The 17018-nt window shown below is 71.0% G+C and carries 16 protein-coding genes and 1 tRNA gene; 6 read left to right on the top strand and 11 right to left on the bottom strand.

Annotated features, from left to right (window positions below; genetic code table 11):
* The first annotated feature begins 114 nt into the window (after positions 1-114).
* The 3 genes from ACVHNB_RS14050 (at position 115) to ACVHNB_RS14040 (ending at position 3001) form a co-directional block, all read left to right on the top strand.
* A complete protein-coding gene (locus tag ACVHNB_RS14050) occupies positions 115-387 on the top strand; it encodes a hypothetical protein (protein ID WP_456228221.1) in 273 nt (90 codons plus the stop codon).
* A 527-nt stretch (positions 388-914) separates the two neighbouring features.
* Positions 915-1697, top strand: a complete 783-nt coding sequence (locus ACVHNB_RS14045) for a hypothetical protein (RefSeq protein ID WP_428950854.1) — start codon at positions 915-917, stop codon at positions 1695-1697.
* Complete coding sequence (locus tag ACVHNB_RS14040; RefSeq protein WP_456228220.1) at positions 1685-3001, top strand: S8 family peptidase; 1317 nt, start codon at positions 1685-1687, stop codon at positions 2999-3001. The genes ACVHNB_RS14045 and ACVHNB_RS14040 overlap by 13 nt, the downstream gene beginning before the upstream one ends.
* A 564-nt stretch (positions 3002-3565) precedes the next feature.
* On the opposite strand, the gene ACVHNB_RS14035 is transcribed toward ACVHNB_RS14040, so the two are convergent.
* The 3 genes from ACVHNB_RS14035 to ACVHNB_RS14025 all read right to left on the bottom strand — a co-directional run bounded on the left by ACVHNB_RS14035 (position 3566) and on the right by ACVHNB_RS14025 (position 4639).
* Positions 3566-3639 (bottom strand) — tRNA-Pro (locus ACVHNB_RS14035).
* A gap of 108 nt (positions 3640-3747) precedes the next feature.
* Entirely contained in the window at positions 3748-3960 is a 213-nt protein-coding gene (locus tag ACVHNB_RS14030; protein WP_428950856.1) for a hypothetical protein, read from the bottom strand.
* Positions 3961-4150: 190 nt separating this feature from the next.
* Positions 4151-4639 carry a glutathione peroxidase gene (locus ACVHNB_RS14025; protein ID WP_428950857.1) on the bottom strand — a complete coding sequence of 163 codons (489 nt, stop codon included), beginning with the start codon at positions 4637-4639 and terminating at the stop codon, positions 4151-4153.
* 129 nt (positions 4640-4768) lie between these two features.
* On the opposite strand from ACVHNB_RS14025, the gene ACVHNB_RS14020 reads away from it, so the two are divergent.
* Complete coding sequence (locus ACVHNB_RS14020; protein ID WP_428950858.1) at positions 4769-5314, top strand: SMI1/KNR4 family protein; 546 nt, start codon at positions 4769-4771, stop codon at positions 5312-5314.
* 23 nt (positions 5315-5337) lie between these two features.
* Here the strand turns inward: ACVHNB_RS14020 and ACVHNB_RS14015 are convergent, their stop codons facing one another.
* From ACVHNB_RS14015 to ACVHNB_RS14005, 3 genes are all read right to left on the bottom strand, one after another.
* Entirely contained in the window at positions 5338-6756 is a 1419-nt protein-coding gene (locus ACVHNB_RS14015) for an MFS transporter (protein ID WP_456228219.1), read from the bottom strand.
* 104 nt (positions 6757-6860) lie between these two features.
* Positions 6861-7220: an MmcQ/YjbR family DNA-binding protein gene (locus tag ACVHNB_RS14010; protein WP_428950860.1), complete on the bottom strand. Its 360-nt coding sequence runs from the start codon at positions 7218-7220 to the stop codon at positions 6861-6863.
* A 48-nt stretch (positions 7221-7268) separates the two neighbouring features.
* Positions 7269-8219, bottom strand: a complete 951-nt coding sequence (locus ACVHNB_RS14005; RefSeq protein WP_428950861.1) for an alpha/beta fold hydrolase — start codon at positions 8217-8219, stop codon at positions 7269-7271.
* Between the two features lie 283 nt (positions 8220-8502).
* Here ACVHNB_RS14005 and ACVHNB_RS14000 point away from each other — a divergent pair, with 283 nt between their 5' ends.
* Both ACVHNB_RS14000 and ACVHNB_RS13995 read left to right on the top strand, forming a co-directional pair.
* The gene (locus ACVHNB_RS14000; RefSeq protein WP_456228218.1) at positions 8503-12012 is read left to right on the top strand and encodes a ThuA domain-containing protein; all 3510 of its coding nucleotides are present in this window, start codon (positions 8503-8505) and stop codon (positions 12010-12012) included.
* Positions 12013-12023: 11 nt separating this feature from the next.
* Positions 12024-12887, top strand: a complete 864-nt coding sequence (locus tag ACVHNB_RS13995; RefSeq protein ID WP_456228217.1) for a sugar phosphate isomerase/epimerase family protein — start codon at positions 12024-12026, stop codon at positions 12885-12887.
* Between the two features lie 7 nt (positions 12888-12894).
* Here the strand turns inward: ACVHNB_RS13995 and ACVHNB_RS13990 are convergent, their stop codons facing one another.
* The 5 genes from ACVHNB_RS13990 to ACVHNB_RS13970 all read right to left on the bottom strand — a co-directional run bounded on the left by ACVHNB_RS13990 (position 12895) and on the right by ACVHNB_RS13970 (position 16868).
* Entirely contained in the window at positions 12895-13434 is a 540-nt protein-coding gene (locus tag ACVHNB_RS13990) for a GNAT family N-acetyltransferase (protein ID WP_456228884.1), read from the bottom strand.
* Positions 13434-14033, bottom strand: coding sequence for a helix-turn-helix domain-containing protein (locus tag ACVHNB_RS13985; RefSeq protein WP_428950865.1), 600 nt, complete (start codon positions 14031-14033; stop codon positions 13434-13436). Before ACVHNB_RS13985 ends, ACVHNB_RS13990 begins: the two co-directional genes overlap by 1 nt.
* A gap of 68 nt (positions 14034-14101) precedes the next feature.
* The gene (locus tag ACVHNB_RS13980; RefSeq protein WP_428950866.1) at positions 14102-14929 is read right to left on the bottom strand and encodes an ABC transporter ATP-binding protein; all 828 of its coding nucleotides are present in this window, start codon (positions 14927-14929) and stop codon (positions 14102-14104) included.
* A 3-nt stretch (positions 14930-14932) separates the two neighbouring features.
* Positions 14933-15961: an ABC transporter substrate-binding protein gene (locus ACVHNB_RS13975; protein WP_456228216.1), complete on the bottom strand. Its 1029-nt coding sequence runs from the start codon at positions 15959-15961 to the stop codon at positions 14933-14935.
* Between the two features lie 43 nt (positions 15962-16004).
* Positions 16005-16868, bottom strand: a complete 864-nt coding sequence (locus ACVHNB_RS13970; protein ID WP_456228215.1) for an ABC transporter permease — start codon at positions 16866-16868, stop codon at positions 16005-16007.
* Between the last annotated feature and the right edge of the window lie 150 nt (positions 16869-17018).

The following is a 17018-nucleotide window of genomic DNA, read 5'->3' as shown; positions in this document are numbered from 1 at the left end:
GAATGAACGTCATCTGCGCCACGCGCTGCACCAGTTGCACCTAACTCTGCAGTACGACCGCGGGGCGCGAGCGCATGGCCCGCACGCGGTCGTCGGCCACGACCGCAGGGGTTGGTGGCGGGCCCGGCACACCCGTTGGCGGCGCGGGACGCAGCCGGGCCCGACGACCTCCTGGCCGTCGACTTCCTCGTGGCGGAGCCCGGCTGCACGAGCGAGATGCTGGTCGACCGCTTCGGCCGCGACCTGCCGGCCGACGCCCAACTCTCCATGGTGACGGGCTCGCTGTCGGCCCAGCTCCGCCTGACGTGGCCACGGCCAGGGAGCCTCCCCTCCCCCGCCTCGCGGTCGCCCACCGACTCGACTCCGGCGACCTCCAACTCCCCCTGACCGAACCACTCCGTCCGGTCAGCATCGTCGCGCGCCGGCGGGAGCGGCTGGGGGCGGCGGAGGGTGCGGTGCGCGACGTGCTGGAGGTGGGACGGCGGGCCGATCCGTTGCCGGAGATTACGCGGCATGAAGAAGCGCTACGCACTGCCTGACCAGCCCCGCAAGACCGTGGATCTCCCGTGCCGAAAGCAGCCCCGCCACGGCTGGTTCCTTATGTTCCTATTACCTTTACCCCTGCACACGGTCATTGCCGAACCCGCCCCACCTCAACTGAACAGGGTGCGGTCACCGGCTGAAGATCACGAGGGGAAGCACACGTGCCGTCCACACCCGCTCCGGGGCCCTGGCAGCCGGAGCCGCAGTCGTACCCTGCCCAAGGGGGTGCCTACGGGAGTCCTCCCTATGGGGGCTATCCGCCGTCTCCGGGCGCGGGCCAAGCCGCGCAGCCGCAGCCCGGTTACGGCTACCCGGCACAGCCCGCGCCGCCCCTCCCGAACGTCCCGCCCCAGGGCGGCGGTTTCGCGCCGATGCCTCCTGCCGGCGGGCCGGGCAACCGTTCCGCCGGGAAGGGCTCGCGGATCTGGGGCACGGTCCTCATCGTGCTGGGCGTCCTCCCGCTGCTGATCGGCGCGGCCGTGTTCGCCGCCGCCGTCAAGAATTCACAACACACCGTGTCCAACCCGGAGTTCATGCCCAAGGCCTGGCACAACCTCAAGACGGACCAGATCTTCCCGGCGCACCTGGAGGACACCAGCCTCATCCAGCACAACAAGGGCTGGATGAGGCAGGGCATCATCGGCGAGGGCTCCTGCGCGAAGAACCTGCAGGGCACCTTCCTGAAGAAGGCCAAGTCGGTCGGGTGCAAGCGGGTGCTGGCCGCCACGTATGTCGACGGCGGCGGCAAGAACGCGGCCACGGTCGCGCTCATCGTCACCGACTCCTACGCGGGCGCGAAAGCGCTGTCGAACCACTACTACGAGGCCAAGTCGGCGGCCCGGGCCAGCGAGCCCGTCACACCGCCCGTCAAGCCGCTCTCCGCGCCGGGTACCCTGGCCGCCAACTGGCGGGCCATGGGCGGCGGCGTCTCGGACATCGGTGTGGGCATCGACGATCCGCCCTATGTCGTGGCCGTCACCGCGGGGCCGGTCGACCTCAAGCGCACGTACGGCACGCTGCCCGAGGAATGGGACGCCTACGGCGACCTCAGCGAGCTGTCGATCTACCCCGACATGGCCGACGACATCGCCAGCGCCTACGGCCGCTCGTTCCCGGATGTCCTCAGCGGCAAGGAGAAGTCATGGGGCGTCTGAGCCGCGCCGAAGCACCGAAGCCGCGTCTGCGCCGTCCGCCGCGGTCGGCCCTCGCCACCCTGGTCGGCGGGCTCGCGTTCACGCTGGTCGCCACAGCACCGGGCACCGCCACCGCGGCCGCGCGCGGCTGGGAAAAGGCGGCGCTCTCGCTGCCCCAGGCGCACGCCGTGACCCAGGGCGACGGCGTGAAGGTGGCCGTCATCGACACCGGGATACGCACCGGCCACCCGGCGCTGAACGGCCGCGTGACCAACGGCCCTGACATGCTCCAGGAGACCGACCAGGACGCGTCCTGGTACGGCGCGCACGGCACGGCCATGGCCTCGAACGTGCTGGAGGCAGCACCGCAGGCGAAGGTCCTCGGGCTGCGGGCGATCCGCGACGACAAGGACCCCGACTACGAGACCTGGAAGGAGGCCGTCGAGAACGGCGGCGGGAACGACGACAACGTCCACGCCCTGAGCGACTCGATCACGTACGCGGTGAAGCACGGCGTCAAGGTGATCTCGATGTCGCTCGGCAGCGACGCCATGTTCTCGCACAGCGACACCACCGACATCGCGGCGATCTCGTACGCGCTCTCCAAGGGCGTCACCGTGGTCGTCGCGGCCGGCAACAGCGGCGACCTGAACGAGATCGACGACACCGGCAACGGCGGCGGCGAGAACAACGTCGGCTATCCGGCGGCCTACCCGGGCGTGCTCACCGTGGCGGCCACCCAGCCGGGCGGGCAGCGGACGTCGTTCTCGTCCGTTCACAACTACGTGGACATCGCGGCGCCGGGCACCGGTATCTACAGCGCCGACTACCGCAGCAAGGGCCTGATGCCGATCGACGGCACCTCGTCCGCCACCGCGCTGACCTCCGGCGTCGTGGCGCTGCTGCTGTCGAAGTACCCGGATCTGTCACCCGCCCAGGTGTCCCAGGTCCTGCGGAAGACGGCCGCGCACCCCGGCACGTACTCGCCGACCACCGGCTACGGCGAGATCGACGCCGCGGCCGCGCTGCGCGCCGCCGCGAAGGTGAAGGGCACCAGGACGGTGCCAGTGGGCACCAAGGGCGCGGGGGCCCACTTCGGCTCCGGCGACGACGGCACCCCGGCCCGTATCGCCGCGGGCCTCGACAGCGAATACGTGGGGATGGCCGCCGCGTTCGGCGGGCCGGGGCTGCTGGCACTCATCGGCGGCATCCTGCTGCTCCGCCGCGGCCGCAAGGCCCGCGGCGCGGCACCCGCCGCACCGGTGGCCAGCTGGGGAGCACCGGGGCCGGGAGCCGGACCGGGAGCCGGTTGGGGTAACCAGTAGCACCTGTGGCACGGGCGGCGGCGGGCCTCATTGCCTGCCGCCGCCCTCCCTCAACCGTCCCGCCTCGCGCACCGCATCGGCCGGCGCCGCGACATCGCCGTCCTCGGTGGATGCCGCCAACTCTTCTGCGTAGTAAGCCAGTTCACCCCACGATGACTCCCCCGGATGCGGCGCCTCCGACGTATCCCCCGACCGGTGCGCGAAGTCCGCAGCCGCGATGACCCGATGCGGACGAGCCGCTGCAGGACTCCCACCCGCGTTCAACTCCTCCACACCCCACGCAACCAGCGAGCCCCATAGTCGACATAACACGTGAACAAAAGCGGAACTGGGGTCAAGATGTCGCTCACGTTCACATCCGTGCCTGGTTTGTCGCCTGCGGCTCCCCGTCCCATGGGCGCAAGAAATCGAATATGCGCGCACCGCCCCCAGGGGGAGCAAACAGACGAGGGGACAGCGGGAGCCCGCCCCCACTCCCCCGCTCCCACCGGGGAGCGCACCGGAAACAGAAAAAGGGCCGTTCGAAAACGGCCCTTCACCTGCGACATTCGACGAGTCGAACTGTCGGGACGACAGGATTTGAACCTGCGACCCCTTGACCCCCAGTCAAGTGCGCTACCAAGCTGCGCCACGTCCCGGTGCTCGCTGACCTGGGGTTTCCCCTGGCCGAACGTGCACGGAAACCATACCGCACTCGGAGCCGTGGTCGCGCACGCCTTTCCCGTGCGGCGAGGTACCAGCACGGCTCAAGGCGCCCCGTACTCGTGCGCGCGTCCGCCCGCCCAGCGGATGAGCGGCGAATCCCCCAGCACGAGTCCCTCGGCGTCGTCGAGCCCGGCGCGGCGCAGGAACTCGATCACGTCGCGGTCGCTGTGCGCGAGGCCGAGGATCGTCTGACCGGCCGTGACCCGGCGACCACCGGTCGGCGACGGACGGTGCACGACTATTTCGTCGGCCACGGGGCGCTCCCGCTCGGAGTGGGGCCATCGGTGAGGGTGTTCCGCATGACGCTACTAGAGCATGTGTTCGATTTTTGAGGCAAGCGGCGCCGCCGGGACACGGCCGCGCACGAGGACGCGGCGGGTGCCCCGAGCGAACGCGGGTGGCCCGGGCGAACCGGGACGCACCCTGCTGTGTCCCGGACCGGCGTCAGTGCGGCAGGACGCCCTCGATGGCCGCGGTCACGGCCTCCGCGTCCGGCTCCGTCTGCGGGGCGAAGCGCGCGGTGACGGTGCCGCTGGGGGAGATCAGGAACTTCTCGAAGTTCCACCGCACATCGCCGGTGTGGCCTTCGGCGTCGGGCGTGGTGACCAGCTGGCCGTAGAGGGGGTGCCGGTCGTCCCCGTTGACGTCGACCTTCTCGGTCAGCGGGAACGTCACGCCGTACGTCGCCGAGCAGAACTCGGCGATCTCGTCGGCGGTGCCGGGCTCCTGGCCCATGAACTGGTTGCAGGGCACCCCCAGCACCGTGAAGCCGCGGTCGGCGTACCGCTTCTGCAGTTCCTCCAGCGCGGTGTACTGCGGGGTGAGGCCGCACTTGGAGGCGACGTTGACGATCAGCACGGCCTTGCCCTTGTACTGCCCCAGGTCGGCGGAGCCGCCGGTGAGAGCGCCGATCTCGGTGTCGAAGACAGACATGTCACTCCTGTGTGTTCGGTACCCAATGAGTTCTGCCGGTCCGCCCATTGTGGGCCCGGGCCCCGCCGGCTCGCGTGGGGGCCCGGCTCCCCCACCTGCCGCGGGCGTCGTCGGTGGTAACTGTTCCCCATGAATGTCGATCAGGCTGATCCGGCGGAGCTCGACCTGCTCCGCGCCGCGCTCGAGGACGGCGCTCCCCCGCTCGGCTGGGACGCGGTGCGCGCCTTCGAGGCGGAACACGGCATCGTGCTGCCGGAGCCGTACCGCACCTGCGTGGCCGAGATATCCGACGGCTGCGAGCAGGGGCCGCCCGAGTACGGGCTCGTGCCGCTGGCCGGGCTGCCGGGCGACTGGGGGGACGAGCGGGACGCGCGTCGGCCGGATCTGCCGTTCCCGCTCGAGCAGGAATGGGTGTGGGAGGCCGACGACGTGGATCCCGACGAGGACGTGCCCGACGCGGTCTTCGACCACGGGTCGCTCGTGCTCGGGACGGACGGCTGCGGCATGAACTGGCACCTCGTCGTCACCGGCCCCCAGCGCGGCCGCATCTGGTGGATCAGCGGAGAGGGCGCCGCCCCGCTCGGCGCGGCGTTCGGGGGCTTCGCGGGCGATCCCGGTTTCGCGGGCTGGGTCGCGCACTGGTCCAGCGGCAGGGGCTGGTACGGCGACGCCTGATCGCCGAGGTCCGGCCCAGCGGGTCAGCGGGGGCCGGACCTCGCCGGTCGCGGCTCCGGCACGGGCAAGGAAGGCATGCGGGGTGCATCGGCCCGTTCCAGGCCGCGGATCGCCGGGATCAGGAGCAGGGCGGCGACGCACCCGAGCGTGACCACGCCGCCGGCGAGCAGGACGTGATGCGTACCGAACGCCCCGGCGGCGGGGCCCGCGAGCGCCTGGCCGACCGGCGCCATGGCGAGGGAGCCGGCGACGTCGTACGCGTGGATACGGTTGAGGACGTCGTGAGGCACCTGCGTCTGGACGCTCGTCGCCCACATCACACCCCAGAACGACATGCCGACCCCGGCGACCGCGCAGCCCGCCGTCATCCCGGGCACGCCGAGGCCCGCGCCGACCGCGGCGGGGAACAGGGCGAAGCCGAGCAGGGCGAGGGAGCCCGCGCGGAGCATGCGGCGGGGCCGCAGGCGCAGGGCGATCAGGCCGCCGATGACGGTACCCGCGCCGAGTGCCGAGTTGACCAGGCCGTAGGCGCGCGGCCCGTACTCCTGTGTGACCTGGGTGGCGACGAGCGGGACGGCCGGGCCCGAGGCGCCGATCTGCAGGACGCACCAGACGGCGATGACGCCCCACAGCCAGGATCGGGACCGGAACTCCCGCCAGCCCTGGACGAGGTCCTTGCGGAAGCCGTTGCTCGGGGCCCGGCTGTCGGGGGCCGCGGGCGGCAGCCGGAGCAGCAGCAGGCACAGGGCGCTCAGCGCGTACGTCCCCGCGTGCGCGGCGAAGACGAGGCCCGGGGAGGCGAACGCGACGAGCAGACCGGCGACCGCGGGCCCCGCGAGCTGCGAGCCGGACTCGGCGACGCGGATCGCCCCGTTGGCGGCCTGCACATCGGCGGCGAGGCGGGGCACGGTGCTGGCCACGCCGGGCTGGAAGATCGCGGACGCCGCGCCGTTGACGGCGCCGATGACGCAGATCTGCCAGAGCACGACGTGCCCGGTGAAGAACATGACGGCGGCGAGGGACTGGGAGACGAGGCGTGTGACGTCGGCGCCGATCATCAGCCACCGGGTGCTGAACCGGTCCGCGAACACCCCGCCGAAGATGACGAGCCCGGCGAAGCAGCCGACGGAGGCGGCCATCGCGAGGCCGACGGCGCCCGCGCCGTACCCGTACTGGAGCAGGCCCGCGGCGAGCGCCACGGGCAGCATGGTGTCGCCGAGCTTGGCGACGGCCCGGGCCGTGAAGAACAGCCCGAAGTCCCGTGACCAGATGCCGCGCGGGCGGGTCGTCGAGGCGTCGCGCTTCCGCCGGCGCCACGGGCCGTGCCGCGCCGTCAGGCCGCCCGGTCCGCGGCCTCGCTCCTGTCCGGCCGGGGCACGCTCATCGCCCGCCGGACCGCCGCTTTCTCCACCGTTCTGTCCTGTCGGTCCGTCCCCGCCCATGCCCGCCCGGCTCCTTCCGGCTCACGGCCGTCCCCTGCGACGCCGCATCCGCCCTCTCTACGGGCGGATCATGCCACGCGCCCCGGGCCGGGCCCCACGGAGTTTCAGTCCGTGGCCGGGAGCCCCAACTCCGGGTGGGCGTCGAGCAGTCGGGGCGGGGCCGCCTGGCGCCAGGAGTCGGCGAGGATGGCGCGCAGCTCCGCCGTGTCGTCGAGGGCGGCGAGCCGGGCGCGGACCCAGGCGAAGGAGGCCTCGTGGTCGGCGATCCAGAACTTGTCCGGCTCGGCCAGGACCAGCTCGTCGCGCTCCTCCTTGGGGCAGCGCACGGCGATCGACGTCTCCTCCTCGGGCAGCGTGGCGAACATCTTCCCCGCGACCCGGAACGTGGGCATGCTCCAGGCGATCTTCTCCGTCGTGTCCGGCAGGGACAGGGCGATGGTGCGTACATCCTCGGCGTCCGGCATGGGAGAAACCGTAGCCAAGGGCACTGACAATCACGGCAGGCGACCTGGTCACGGCACTCGTTTGTCCAGCCACGCGGTGAGATCGGCCTGCACCTCGTCGCGGTGGGTCTCGTTGAGGATCTCGTGGCGTGCGCCCTCGTAGCCCCGCCAGGTCAGGTCGGTGACGCCCGCGTAGCGGAAGTCCTCCAGGAGTTCGTGGACCAGGGTCATCCGCTGGTTGCAGGGGTCCTCGGTGCCGACGGCGACGTGGATCGGTAGGTCGGCGGGGATGCGGGCGAGGTTCGCCGGGTCGTTGATCCGGCGCACGGCCCGGACCCAGTCCAGGGCGAGGCCCGCGGAGAACGGGAAGCCGCAGCGTTCGTCGGCGACGTACTTGTCGACCTCGGCCTCGTCGCGCGAGAGCCACTCGAAGCCGGTGCGGTGCGGGTAGGGGTCGTTGAACGAGGCGAACAGGTCGGGGACGTAGGAGGACGGCGCGGCCCGGCCGGAGCGGGCGATCTCCGCCTCCAGGGCCGCGATCGAGCCCTCGTTGTCGGCGCCGGGCAGGGAGCGGAACGTGCCGGAGAGGATCAGCCCGACGAGGTCGTCCGCGTACCGCTGGGCGTAGTCGCGGGCGAGCAGCGAGCCGAGGCTGTGGCCGAGCAGCACGAAGGGGACGTTCGGGTGCAGCGCCCGCGCCTGGTCGCCGATGGCCTTGATGTCCTCGACGATCGCGACCCAGGCGTCGACGGTGCCGGGTTCCGCGTCGTCGGTCACGCCGTAGCCGCCGGTGGAGGCGGCGGTGGCGCCGTGGCCTCGGTGGTCGGAGGCGATGACGGCGTAGCCGTGGGCGGTGAGGTGGCGGGCGAACCGGTCGTAGCGCAGTCCGTGCTCGGCCGCGCCGTGGGCGATCTGCACGAAGGCGCGGGGCCGGCCGCCGTCGGGCAGCCAGGTGTACGTGGCCACGGCCGCGCCGTCTCCGGTGCTCAGAGCGGTGGCGGTGTAGGCGGGGTCGGTCATGGGGCGGCTCCTGTTCGCTGCTGGGTGTGCGGGTTTCCTGCATCTCCCCTGCCCCGTCGGCCCTCATTCCTGTCGGTACGTACGCCGCTTCCGACCCATTGACCCCTCAGGTCCGGCGAACCTACGCTGAACGACGCATTCGGGAAAGCGCTTTCTAGGTACGTCCTGTGAATCCGGAAGGCGCACTCCGGCGTTCCCGGCTGCACTCCACCAGCACTCACCGCACACCCGCAGCATCACGCAGCCACGGCATCCGTCCGCGGCCGACAGCCAAGGGAGCGCCATGAGTACGTCGAGTACAGCCGCACCACCCGTCCGCCGCCGGAGCAGACCCAGAGGTCACCTCCCTCACCTCACCCTGCTCCTCGCCCTGTTGGCTCTTCTCGCCGGCGGGCTCGGGCTGAGCCCGCGGGCCCAGGCACAGGAGGAGGCCTTCCGGGTCCTCGTCTTCTCCAAGGTCACCAACTTCGCCCATGACTCGATCCAGGCCGGTGTCGACGCCGTCGAGAAGCTCGGCGCGGAGAACGGCTTCGAGGTCGAGGCGACCGACGACGCCACCGCGTTCACCGACACGAACCTGGCCCGCTTCCGGGCGATCGTCTTCAACAACACCAACTCCACCCCGGAGAGCGGGGATCTGCTCGACGCGGACCAGCGCGCGGCCCTGCAGAAGTACGTGCGCGGGGGCGGCGGCTGGGTGGGACTGCACGCGGCGTCGGCCAGCGAGCGGGACTGGGGCTGGTACGAAGGGCTGGTCGGGGCGATCTTCGACCAGCACCCGGCCGTGCAGACCGGCCGCGTCAAGGTCCTGGACCACGCGCACCCCTCCACGAAGGGTCTTCCCGAGCTGTGGGAACGGACGGAGGAGTGGTACAACTGGCGCGCCGATCCGACGGGCAAGGTGCACACGCTCGCGCAGATCAAGGTGCGTGACGGTGTCTCCGGGCTCGACGAGGGGGTGGACCACCCGTGGTCGTGGTGCCAGAACTACGACGGCGGCCGCTCCTGGTACACGGCCGGCGGGCACGCGAAGTCGGCGTTCCAGGAGGCGGGTTTCCTGCGGCATCTGCTCGGCGGCATCGAGTGGGCGGCGGGCAGCAAGGCGGGCGACTGCTCGGCGACGAAGACGGGCGCCTTCCAGCGCACGCCGCTGGCGACGGCCGATCTCGCCGATCCGTTCGAGCTGGCGGTGGCGCCGGACCGGCGGGTGTTCTTCATCCAGCGCACCGGCAAGCTGAAGATCGTCGACCAGGAGTCGATGAAGGTCACGACGGCGCTCGATCTGGCGTACACGCCGGAGATGACGAGCCAGTCGGACGGGCTGCTGGGGCTCGCCCTCGATCCGGACTTCCAGGAGAACCACTGGGTCTATCTCCTGAATTCGGACAAGACGGAGAAGCGGATCAATCTGTCGCGGTTCACGGAATCGGGCGGAAAAGTCGATCCGGCGAGCGAGAAGCGTCTGCTCGCCATTCCCACCTTGCGGGGCGAGGGCCGCGCGAATTCGCACATGGCCGGGTCGATCGCCTTCGACAAGAAGGGCGATCTGTACATCGCGACCGGTGACAACACCGATCCCTTCGCCTCCGACGGTTTCGCGCCGATCGACGAACGCGCGGACCGCCGCGCCTGGGACGCCCAGGGCACCGCGGGCAACACGAACGATCTGCGCGGAAAGGTGCTGCGGATCACGCCGAAGGACGACGGCACGTACGCGATCCCCGAGGGCAATCTCTTCGCGCCGGGCGCGGAGAAGACACGGGCCGAGGTGTACGCGATGGGGCTGCGCAATCCGTTCCGCATCACCACGGATCCCAAGACCGGGGCGCTGCTGGTGGCGGACTACGGTCCCGACGCCCGGCAGGCCGTGGCCGACCGGGGCCCCGAGGGCACGGTCGAGTTCGACCGCATCACGAAGGCGGGGAACTTCGGCTGGCCGTACTGCATCGGGAACAACACCCCGTTCAACGACTACGACTTCGCGACGAAGACCTCGGGAGCGAAGTTCGACTGCGCGAAGCTCGTGAACGACTCGCCGAACAACACAGGTCTGACGGAACTGCCGCCCGCGCAGCCCGCGACGGTCTGGTACGCGTATTCTGCGTCCGAGCAGTTCCCGGAACTGGGGACGGGCGGCGGCGGCCCGATGAGCGGCCCCGTCTACGCCTACGACTCCGAGAACACGTATCGCACCAAATTCCCCGAGTACTTCGACGGGAAGTGGTTCACGTACGAGCTGACGCGGCAGTGGTTCAAGGTCTTCTCGATGCAGGAGAAGGACCAGACGTTCACCGACCCGCGGTTCCCGGCCGCGAAGTCGGGCGATCTGAATTCCATCAACTCCGTGTTCGGCGACATGAAATGGAACCAGCCGTTCGACGCGGACTTCGGTCCTGACGGCGCGCTGTACGTCATCGACTTCGGGCTCGGCAGCGGCACGGGCCGCGGCGGCAGCAACGAGGGCGCGGGGATCTACCGTATCGACTACGTCGCCGACAGCAGGCTGCCGGAGGCCCGAGCGGCCGCGGCGCCGGACAGTGGGCAGGCGCCGCTGAAGGTGGCGTTCGACAGCGCGGGCTCCGGACTGCCCGAGGGGCAACAGGTCACGTACGCCTGGGACTTCGACGGGGACGGCAGCACCGACTCGACCGAGGCGAAGCCCACGCACACGTACACGAAGAACGGTCAGTACACGGCGCGGCTCACCGTGACCGGGCCCGGCGGGCTGAGCAGTCGCGCGGTCACGGATGTCACCGTCGGCAACACCAGACCGGTGGTGACGATCCACCAGCCTCCCGAGGGCGGGATGTTCTCCTTCGGCGACACGATTCCGTTCACGGTGAAGGTGACGGACCGGGAGGACGGCTCCGGCAAGCGGATCGACTGCTCGCGGGTCGTCGTGCAGTCGCAGCTCGGCCACGACACCCACCTGCATCCGCTGGACAACTACACGGGCTGCACCGGTGAGATCGTCACCGACGCCGGGGACAGCCACGGCCCCGGCCAGAACCTGTACTACGGCATCAGCGCGCAGTACGAGGACAAGGGCGGCACGGCCGGTGTCCCGGCGCTCACCGGGTCGGACTCGCTGACCCTGCGCACGTCGTTCCGGGAGGCCGAGCACTTCACGGCGACCGGCGGCGCGCACGACGGTGCGGAGACGGTGAGTCGCGCGGAGGCGTCGGGCGGCAAACGGCTCGGCGAGATCGAGGACGGCGATTGGGTGTCGTTCGACCCGGCGCACCTCAAGGGCGTCGACTCGGTGACGGTGGGCGCGGCGTCCGGCGGGATCGGCGGGGACGTGGAGTTCCGCGCCGGTTCCCCGACGGGGCCGCTGCTCGGGAAGGCGACCGTGCCGAACACCGGCGGCTACGGCAACGCGGTCTCCCCGACCACGCAACTCGCCCCGCACGGAAGCACGTTCAAGCTCTACGTGGTGTTCCGCAACCCGGACTGGTCCGCCGAGGGGCCCGATCTGCTCGCCCTCGACTGGCTGCACTTCAACGGGCCGGGGGTGGAGAAGCGGGCCGGCGCCAAGGTGACCGTGCGCGCGACGCCCGCCGAGGGCACGACGCCGCTCGCGGTCGCGCTCAAGGGCTCGGTCCGGCTCCCGGAGGGCCGCACAGCGGCCTCGTACCACTGGGACTTCGGAGACAACGGGAAACCGAGCGGCCCGGAGGGGGCCACGGCCGAGCACACGTATGCACGCGCGGGTGCCTACACGGCGCATCTGACGGTGACGGACGACAAGGGCGACACGACGACCGGCGCGGTCCGCGTCACCGTGAAGTGAGGGAGGACGACATGACACGCACCGCACGAACGGTCACCCGAAGAGCCCTTCTCGGTACGGCACTCGGCGCCTCGGCAGCCGCCGTCCTCACCTCGCCCGTCGCGGCGTCCGGCCGACGGCGGATCCCGCGCGGCGCCATCGGCATGCATCTCTACACGATGCGCGACGTACTGGCGCGCGACTTCGCGGGCACCGTCGGGCAGCTCGCGGAGATCGGCTACGCGACAGTCGGCGTGAGCGGCCGGCACGGGTACACCGCGGCCGGGATCCGCGGCATGCTCGACGCGGTGGGGCTGCTCGCGGTCCTGGAGCACGTCGCGTACCCGACACTGACCGGCGACGGTCTCGGCCAGGCCCTCGACGACCTGCACACGCTGGGTGCGACATGGCCGGTCGTGCCGAGTCTGCCGGGCTCGATGCACACGGTGGCCGGATTCCGGGAAGCGGCACGGGAGTTCAACCGGATCGGGGCCGCGTCGCGCGCGGCGGGGCTCGGCCCGGTGCTGTTCCACAACCACGGTTCGGACCATGTGGTGGTGGACGGGGAGAACCTGTACGACATCCTCGTCCGGGAGACCGATCCGCATCTGGTCGCGTTCGAGCTGGACGTGTACTGGGCGGCGAAGGGCGGCGCGGCGGACCCGGCGACGTACTTCGTACGGCATCCGCGCCGGTTCCCCGCGCTGCACGTCAAGGACATGGCGCCGAACGGGGACTTCGCCGACGTGGGGTCGGGGACGCTCGACTTCGCCGCCATGTTCGCGCATGCCCGCGAGGGCGGCGTCCGGCAGTGGCTCGTCGAGCACGACACACCCGCCGATCCGTTCGCGACCGCACGTAACAGCTACAACTACCTCGCGGCGCTCAGATACTGACGCGACGTCAGTGCGCGTCGGGGTCCTGGGTCCGGGGACGCTTGTAGAAGAGCGTCGTCGGGCGCGGGACCCCGGCCGGATCGGCCGCGTAGTCGGGGATGACACCGGCCTCGGTCCAGCCGGCCTTGCGGTACAGGGTCTCGGCGGGACTGCCGGTCTCCGTGTCGAGGACAAGCAGGGTGATGCCCGCGTCGGCGGCGGCCTGTTCGGCGGTCGTGAGCAGGGTGCGGGCGAGCCCCTGGCCGCGGGCCGACTCGTGCACCATCAGCTTGAGGATCTCGGCGCGGTGGCGGCCGTTGGCCCAGCGGGTGAAGCCGAGCGAGACCGTGCCCACGCAGACGTCCGCCGCATCGAGCGCCGCCCAGACGACGAGGTCACCGGTCTCGACGACGGGCGTGCGGCCCAGCCACCACGCGGTCGCCTCGTCGCGCGTGAGCCCGCTCAGGAAGCCGAGCGAGGCGCCGCCGGCCACGACGTCGGCGAGCAGCTCCCCCAACGCGCCTGCGTGCGGCGCGAACTGATCCGGGGTCAGCCGTTCGGTACGGATCACGGCAGGACCACCACGAGCGCGTAGCGCACGGCCTCGGGTCCCGGGCAGTGGAAGTGCGTCGGGCCCCACAGGCGAAAGCGCAGGCAGTCCCCCGTGGTGAGGGTGTGCGTGACGCCCTGCACGGTCAGGTCGAGGCGGCCGTCGAGCACCCAGATGTGCTGCTCCAGGCCGGGGACGGGCGGCCGGTCGTAGACGACGTCCGCGAACGGTTCGAGGCTGCCCTCGACCACCTCGGCGCGCAGACCGGCGAGCGGCGGCGAGACCGAGCGCCGGACGAAGCCGGTCGCGCCGTCGCGCCACACGGGCTGCTCGGCGGCCCGTACGACCTGGGCCGGGGCGGACTCCACCTCGCTGAGCAGCTGGGACATGGTGCGTCCGTAGACGGCGCACAGCCGGTTGAGGAGCGCAGCGGTCGGGCTGATCTCGGCCCGCTCGGCCCGGGACAGCGTGGAGCGGCTCACCCCGCTGCGGTCCGCCAGCTCACCGAGGGACCAGCCGTGCTCGGCCCGCAGTTCGGCCAGGCGTGCGCCGAGCCGGGCGTCGACCGGATCCGTCTCGGCATCGGTAACCGTGGGCACTTCACCATCGCGTCTCATATTCGGCACGATATCCCAGATATGAAACAGCGAGGTCACGGGGGTCTCCGCGAAGGGTCCCGCTCCGCTCAGTCGTGGGCGGCCACCGCCCCCAGGAGTTCCCTGATCCGGCCCGTCGCCGACCGGAACTGCGGGGTGGCGAGCGTCTCGGCGTACCCGCGCTCCGGCGGGAGACCGACCTCGATGATCTCCGTGACCGTACCCGGGCGCGGGCTCATCACGAGCACCCGGTCGGCCAGGTAGACGGCCTCCGCGATCGAGTGCGTGACGAGGAGGACGGTGGTGCGGGTGCGGCGCCAGATCCGGTTCAGCTCGACGTTCAGCTGCTCACGGGTGAGGGCGTCGAGGGCCCCGAACGGCTCGTCCATCAGCAGGACCGGCGGTTCGTGCAGCAGCGCCCGGCACAGCGCGACGCGCTGCTGCATCCCGCCGGACAGCTCGTGCGGGTAGGCGTCCTCGAACCCTTCGAGGCCCGCCGTCGCCATCAACTCGGCGGTGCGCGCCCGCGCTTGAGCGGCGGCCATGCCGCGCATCTCCGCCTGGAGGAGGATGTTGCGCCGCGCCGAGCGCCATTCCAGCAGGGCCGCGCGCTGGAAGACGTACCCGATGTCGTGGCGCGGCCCGCGCACCCGCTCGCCGTGCAGCAGGACCTCACCGGAGGACGGCGCGAGCAGGCCCGCGACGAGCTTGAGGAGCGTGGACTTGCCGCAGCCGGACGGGCCGACGATCGCGACGAACTCCCCGTCGGACACGTCGAGCCGGACGTCGTGCAGGGCGGTCACGTCCTTGCTCCTGGTCCGGAAGCGGACGGCGACGTCGTCGAGGCGGACGGCGGGGGCCGGCTGCGGCGGGGCGAGGGGGCCGGTGCCGGCCGGGGCGTCCTTGGCCATCGTCATCCCTCAGCCCTTCATCGCGTTGTCGGCGTCCCAGTACTGCTCGACCGGCTTCGCGCTCTTGACCAGACCGGCCTGGGCGAAGACGTCGATGGTCTGCTGCCAGTCGGCCTCGGTGTTGACACCGGGCGCCTTGCCCCGGGTCGCCTGCGTGTGCAGCAGCGTCAGCGTCGTCCTGAACTGCTCCGCCAGCACGCCGGCGGGCGGAAGCTGCTCGGAGGCACCGTCCATGGCGGCGACGGCGGGCTGCGGGCTCTTCTCGGCGGCGGTCCACGACTCGCTGACGGCCGTCGCCATGCGCCGCGCGAGGTCGCCGCGGCCGGTGAGCGTCTTGCGGCCCGCGATGAGCCCGTTGGAGTAGAAGTTGAGTCCGTGCTCGGAGAAGCGCAGGTACGCGACGTCCTTCTTGGCCTTGTCCTGCATGGTGGGCCCCTGGTCGCTGGCGTAGCCGAGCAGGCCGTCGGTCTTCCCGGAGATGACGGCGGCGATCTTGCCCGCCGGGTCGGTGTTCTGGACCTTGACGTCGGACTCCGCGATGCCGTTCTTCTTCAGGAAGATCGGGAAGGTCTTGGAGAGCGCGTCACCGGCCGTGCCCGCGATGGTCGTGCCCTTCAGGTCGGCCGGGGTGGCGATGCCCTGCGCGGCGAAGGACTGCACGGAGGCGGGCGTCGTCTGCAGGAAGACACCCAGGCTCCTGACCTGCACCCCCTGGTCGACACCGGCGAGGACGGCCGGGGTGTCCGCCCAGCCGAAGTCGGTCTGCCCGGCGCCGGTGGCCTGCACGGTCTTCTGCGAGCCCTGGCCCGCCCGGATGTCCAGGTCGATGCCGTGCTTCTCGAAGATCTTCCGCTGCTTGCCGTAGTAGAACGGGGCGTGCTCGCCGTACGGGTACCAGTTCAGGGTCAGCGTGACCTTGTCGAGCTTCTTGCCGGAGTCGCTGGTCGAGGTGGTGTCCGAGCCGCCGCCGCAGGCCGTCGCGGCGAGCGCGAGCAGGGCGAGCGGCACGGTGGCGGTCAGCAGTCTGCGCGGGGGCATGGCGGGCCTTTCTGCGAAGGGACGTTCCATGGACCGGTCGCGTTCAGTACGTCGTCACGGCGGCGGCGTCGCGCCGGCTGGCGTGCCACGGCAGCAGCAGCTTCTCCGCGATCTCCACCGCCACGAACAGCACGACGCCGATCAGCGACATGACGAGCAGCCCGGCGAACAGCATCGGGGTGTCCAGGTTCCCGTTGGCCTGGAGGATGACGTAGCCGAGCCCTTCGTTCGCGCCGACGAACTCGCCGACCACGGCGCCGGTGACGGCGAGGGTCACCGCGACCTTCAGCCCGGAGAAGAGGTGCGGCAGCGACGCCGGGAACCGGATCTTGCGGAACGTCTGCCAGGGGCTCGCGCCCATCGTCGCGGACAGCTGCAGCATCTCCGGATCGACCGCCTTGAGGCCGGTGACCATGGAGATGACGACGGGGAAGAACGCGATGAGCACCGCGATGAGGATCTTCGGCGCGATCCCGAAGCCGAGCCACACCACGAACAGCGGCGCGATCGCGATCTTCGGGACGACCTGGGCGAACAGCAGGATCGGGTACAGGGTCTTCTCGACGGTGGTCGAGTACACCATGACGACGGCCGACAGCACGCCGACGCCCACCGCGATGACGAAGCCGAGCAGCGTCTCGTACGTGGTGACCCAGCTGTGCTGCCAGAGGTAGTCGGGCTTGTCGAGCACGACGTCGAGGGTGCGGCCGGGCGAGGGAACGAGGTACGGCTCCACGAGCTCGGCGGCGGCGATCACCCACCAGGCGCCGAAGCAGACCAGGAGAAGGGCGAGCGGCCGCCAGCTCTTCTCGGCCGCCGCGGCGAGACGGCGGCCGGCGCTCGGCTTCTTTCGTTCATCAACACCACTGATCCGCAGAGGAGTTGACTTGACCGTGCTCTGACTCACGTGGAACTCCCCTGATATCAGGTCGGCTTCGGCGGAGCGGCGGAGCAGGTGCTGCGAAATCGCTTTCAGAAAGCGCTTTCTGATACGGTGTCAGTCACGCTAATGAGCCGATGTCTGAGCGGTCAAGAGACCGTGCAGAAGTTTCCTGTG

This window comes from Streptomyces sp. YJ-C3 (assembly GCF_053891275.1).
The sequence above is the reverse complement of the archived record's forward strand: the minus strand, read 5'-3'. Positions and strand labels throughout refer to the sequence as shown.

What these genes read in the sequence shown, in the direction of transcription:
- ACVHNB_RS14045 (WP_428950854.1), top strand. Translation starts at nt 915, where the DNA reads ATGCCTCCTGCCGGCGGGCCGGGCAACCGTTCCGCCGGGAAGGGCTCG.
- ACVHNB_RS14020 (WP_428950858.1), top strand. Translation starts at nt 4,769, where the DNA reads ATGAATGTCGATCAGGCTGATCCGGCGGAGCTCGACCTGCTCCGCGCC.
- ACVHNB_RS13980 (WP_428950866.1), bottom strand. Translation starts at nt 14,929, where the DNA reads ATGACGATGGCCAAGGACGCCCCGGCCGGCACCGGCCCCCTCGCCCCG.
- ACVHNB_RS14015 (WP_456228219.1), bottom strand. Translation starts at nt 6,756, where the DNA reads ATGGGCGGGGACGGACCGACAGGACAGAACGGTGGAGAAAGCGGCGGT.
- ACVHNB_RS14005 (WP_428950861.1), bottom strand. Translation starts at nt 8,219, where the DNA reads ATGACCGACCCCGCCTACACCGCCACCGCTCTGAGCACCGGAGACGGC.
- ACVHNB_RS14010 (WP_428950860.1), bottom strand. Translation starts at nt 7,220, where the DNA reads ATGCCGGACGCCGAGGATGTACGCACCATCGCCCTGTCCCTGCCGGAC.
- ACVHNB_RS13995 (WP_456228217.1), top strand. Translation starts at nt 12,024, where the DNA reads ATGACACGCACCGCACGAACGGTCACCCGAAGAGCCCTTCTCGGTACG.
- ACVHNB_RS14025 (WP_428950857.1), bottom strand. Translation starts at nt 4,639, where the DNA reads ATGTCTGTCTTCGACACCGAGATCGGCGCTCTCACCGGCGGCTCCGCC.
- ACVHNB_RS14000 (WP_456228218.1), top strand. Translation starts at nt 8,503, where the DNA reads ATGAGTACGTCGAGTACAGCCGCACCACCCGTCCGCCGCCGGAGCAGA.
- ACVHNB_RS13985 (WP_428950865.1), bottom strand. Translation starts at nt 14,033, where the DNA reads ATGAGACGCGATGGTGAAGTGCCCACGGTTACCGATGCCGAGACGGAT.
- ACVHNB_RS14040 (WP_456228220.1), top strand. Translation starts at nt 1,685, where the DNA reads ATGGGGCGTCTGAGCCGCGCCGAAGCACCGAAGCCGCGTCTGCGCCGT.
- ACVHNB_RS13975 (WP_456228216.1), bottom strand. Translation starts at nt 15,961, where the DNA reads ATGCCCCCGCGCAGACTGCTGACCGCCACCGTGCCGCTCGCCCTGCTC.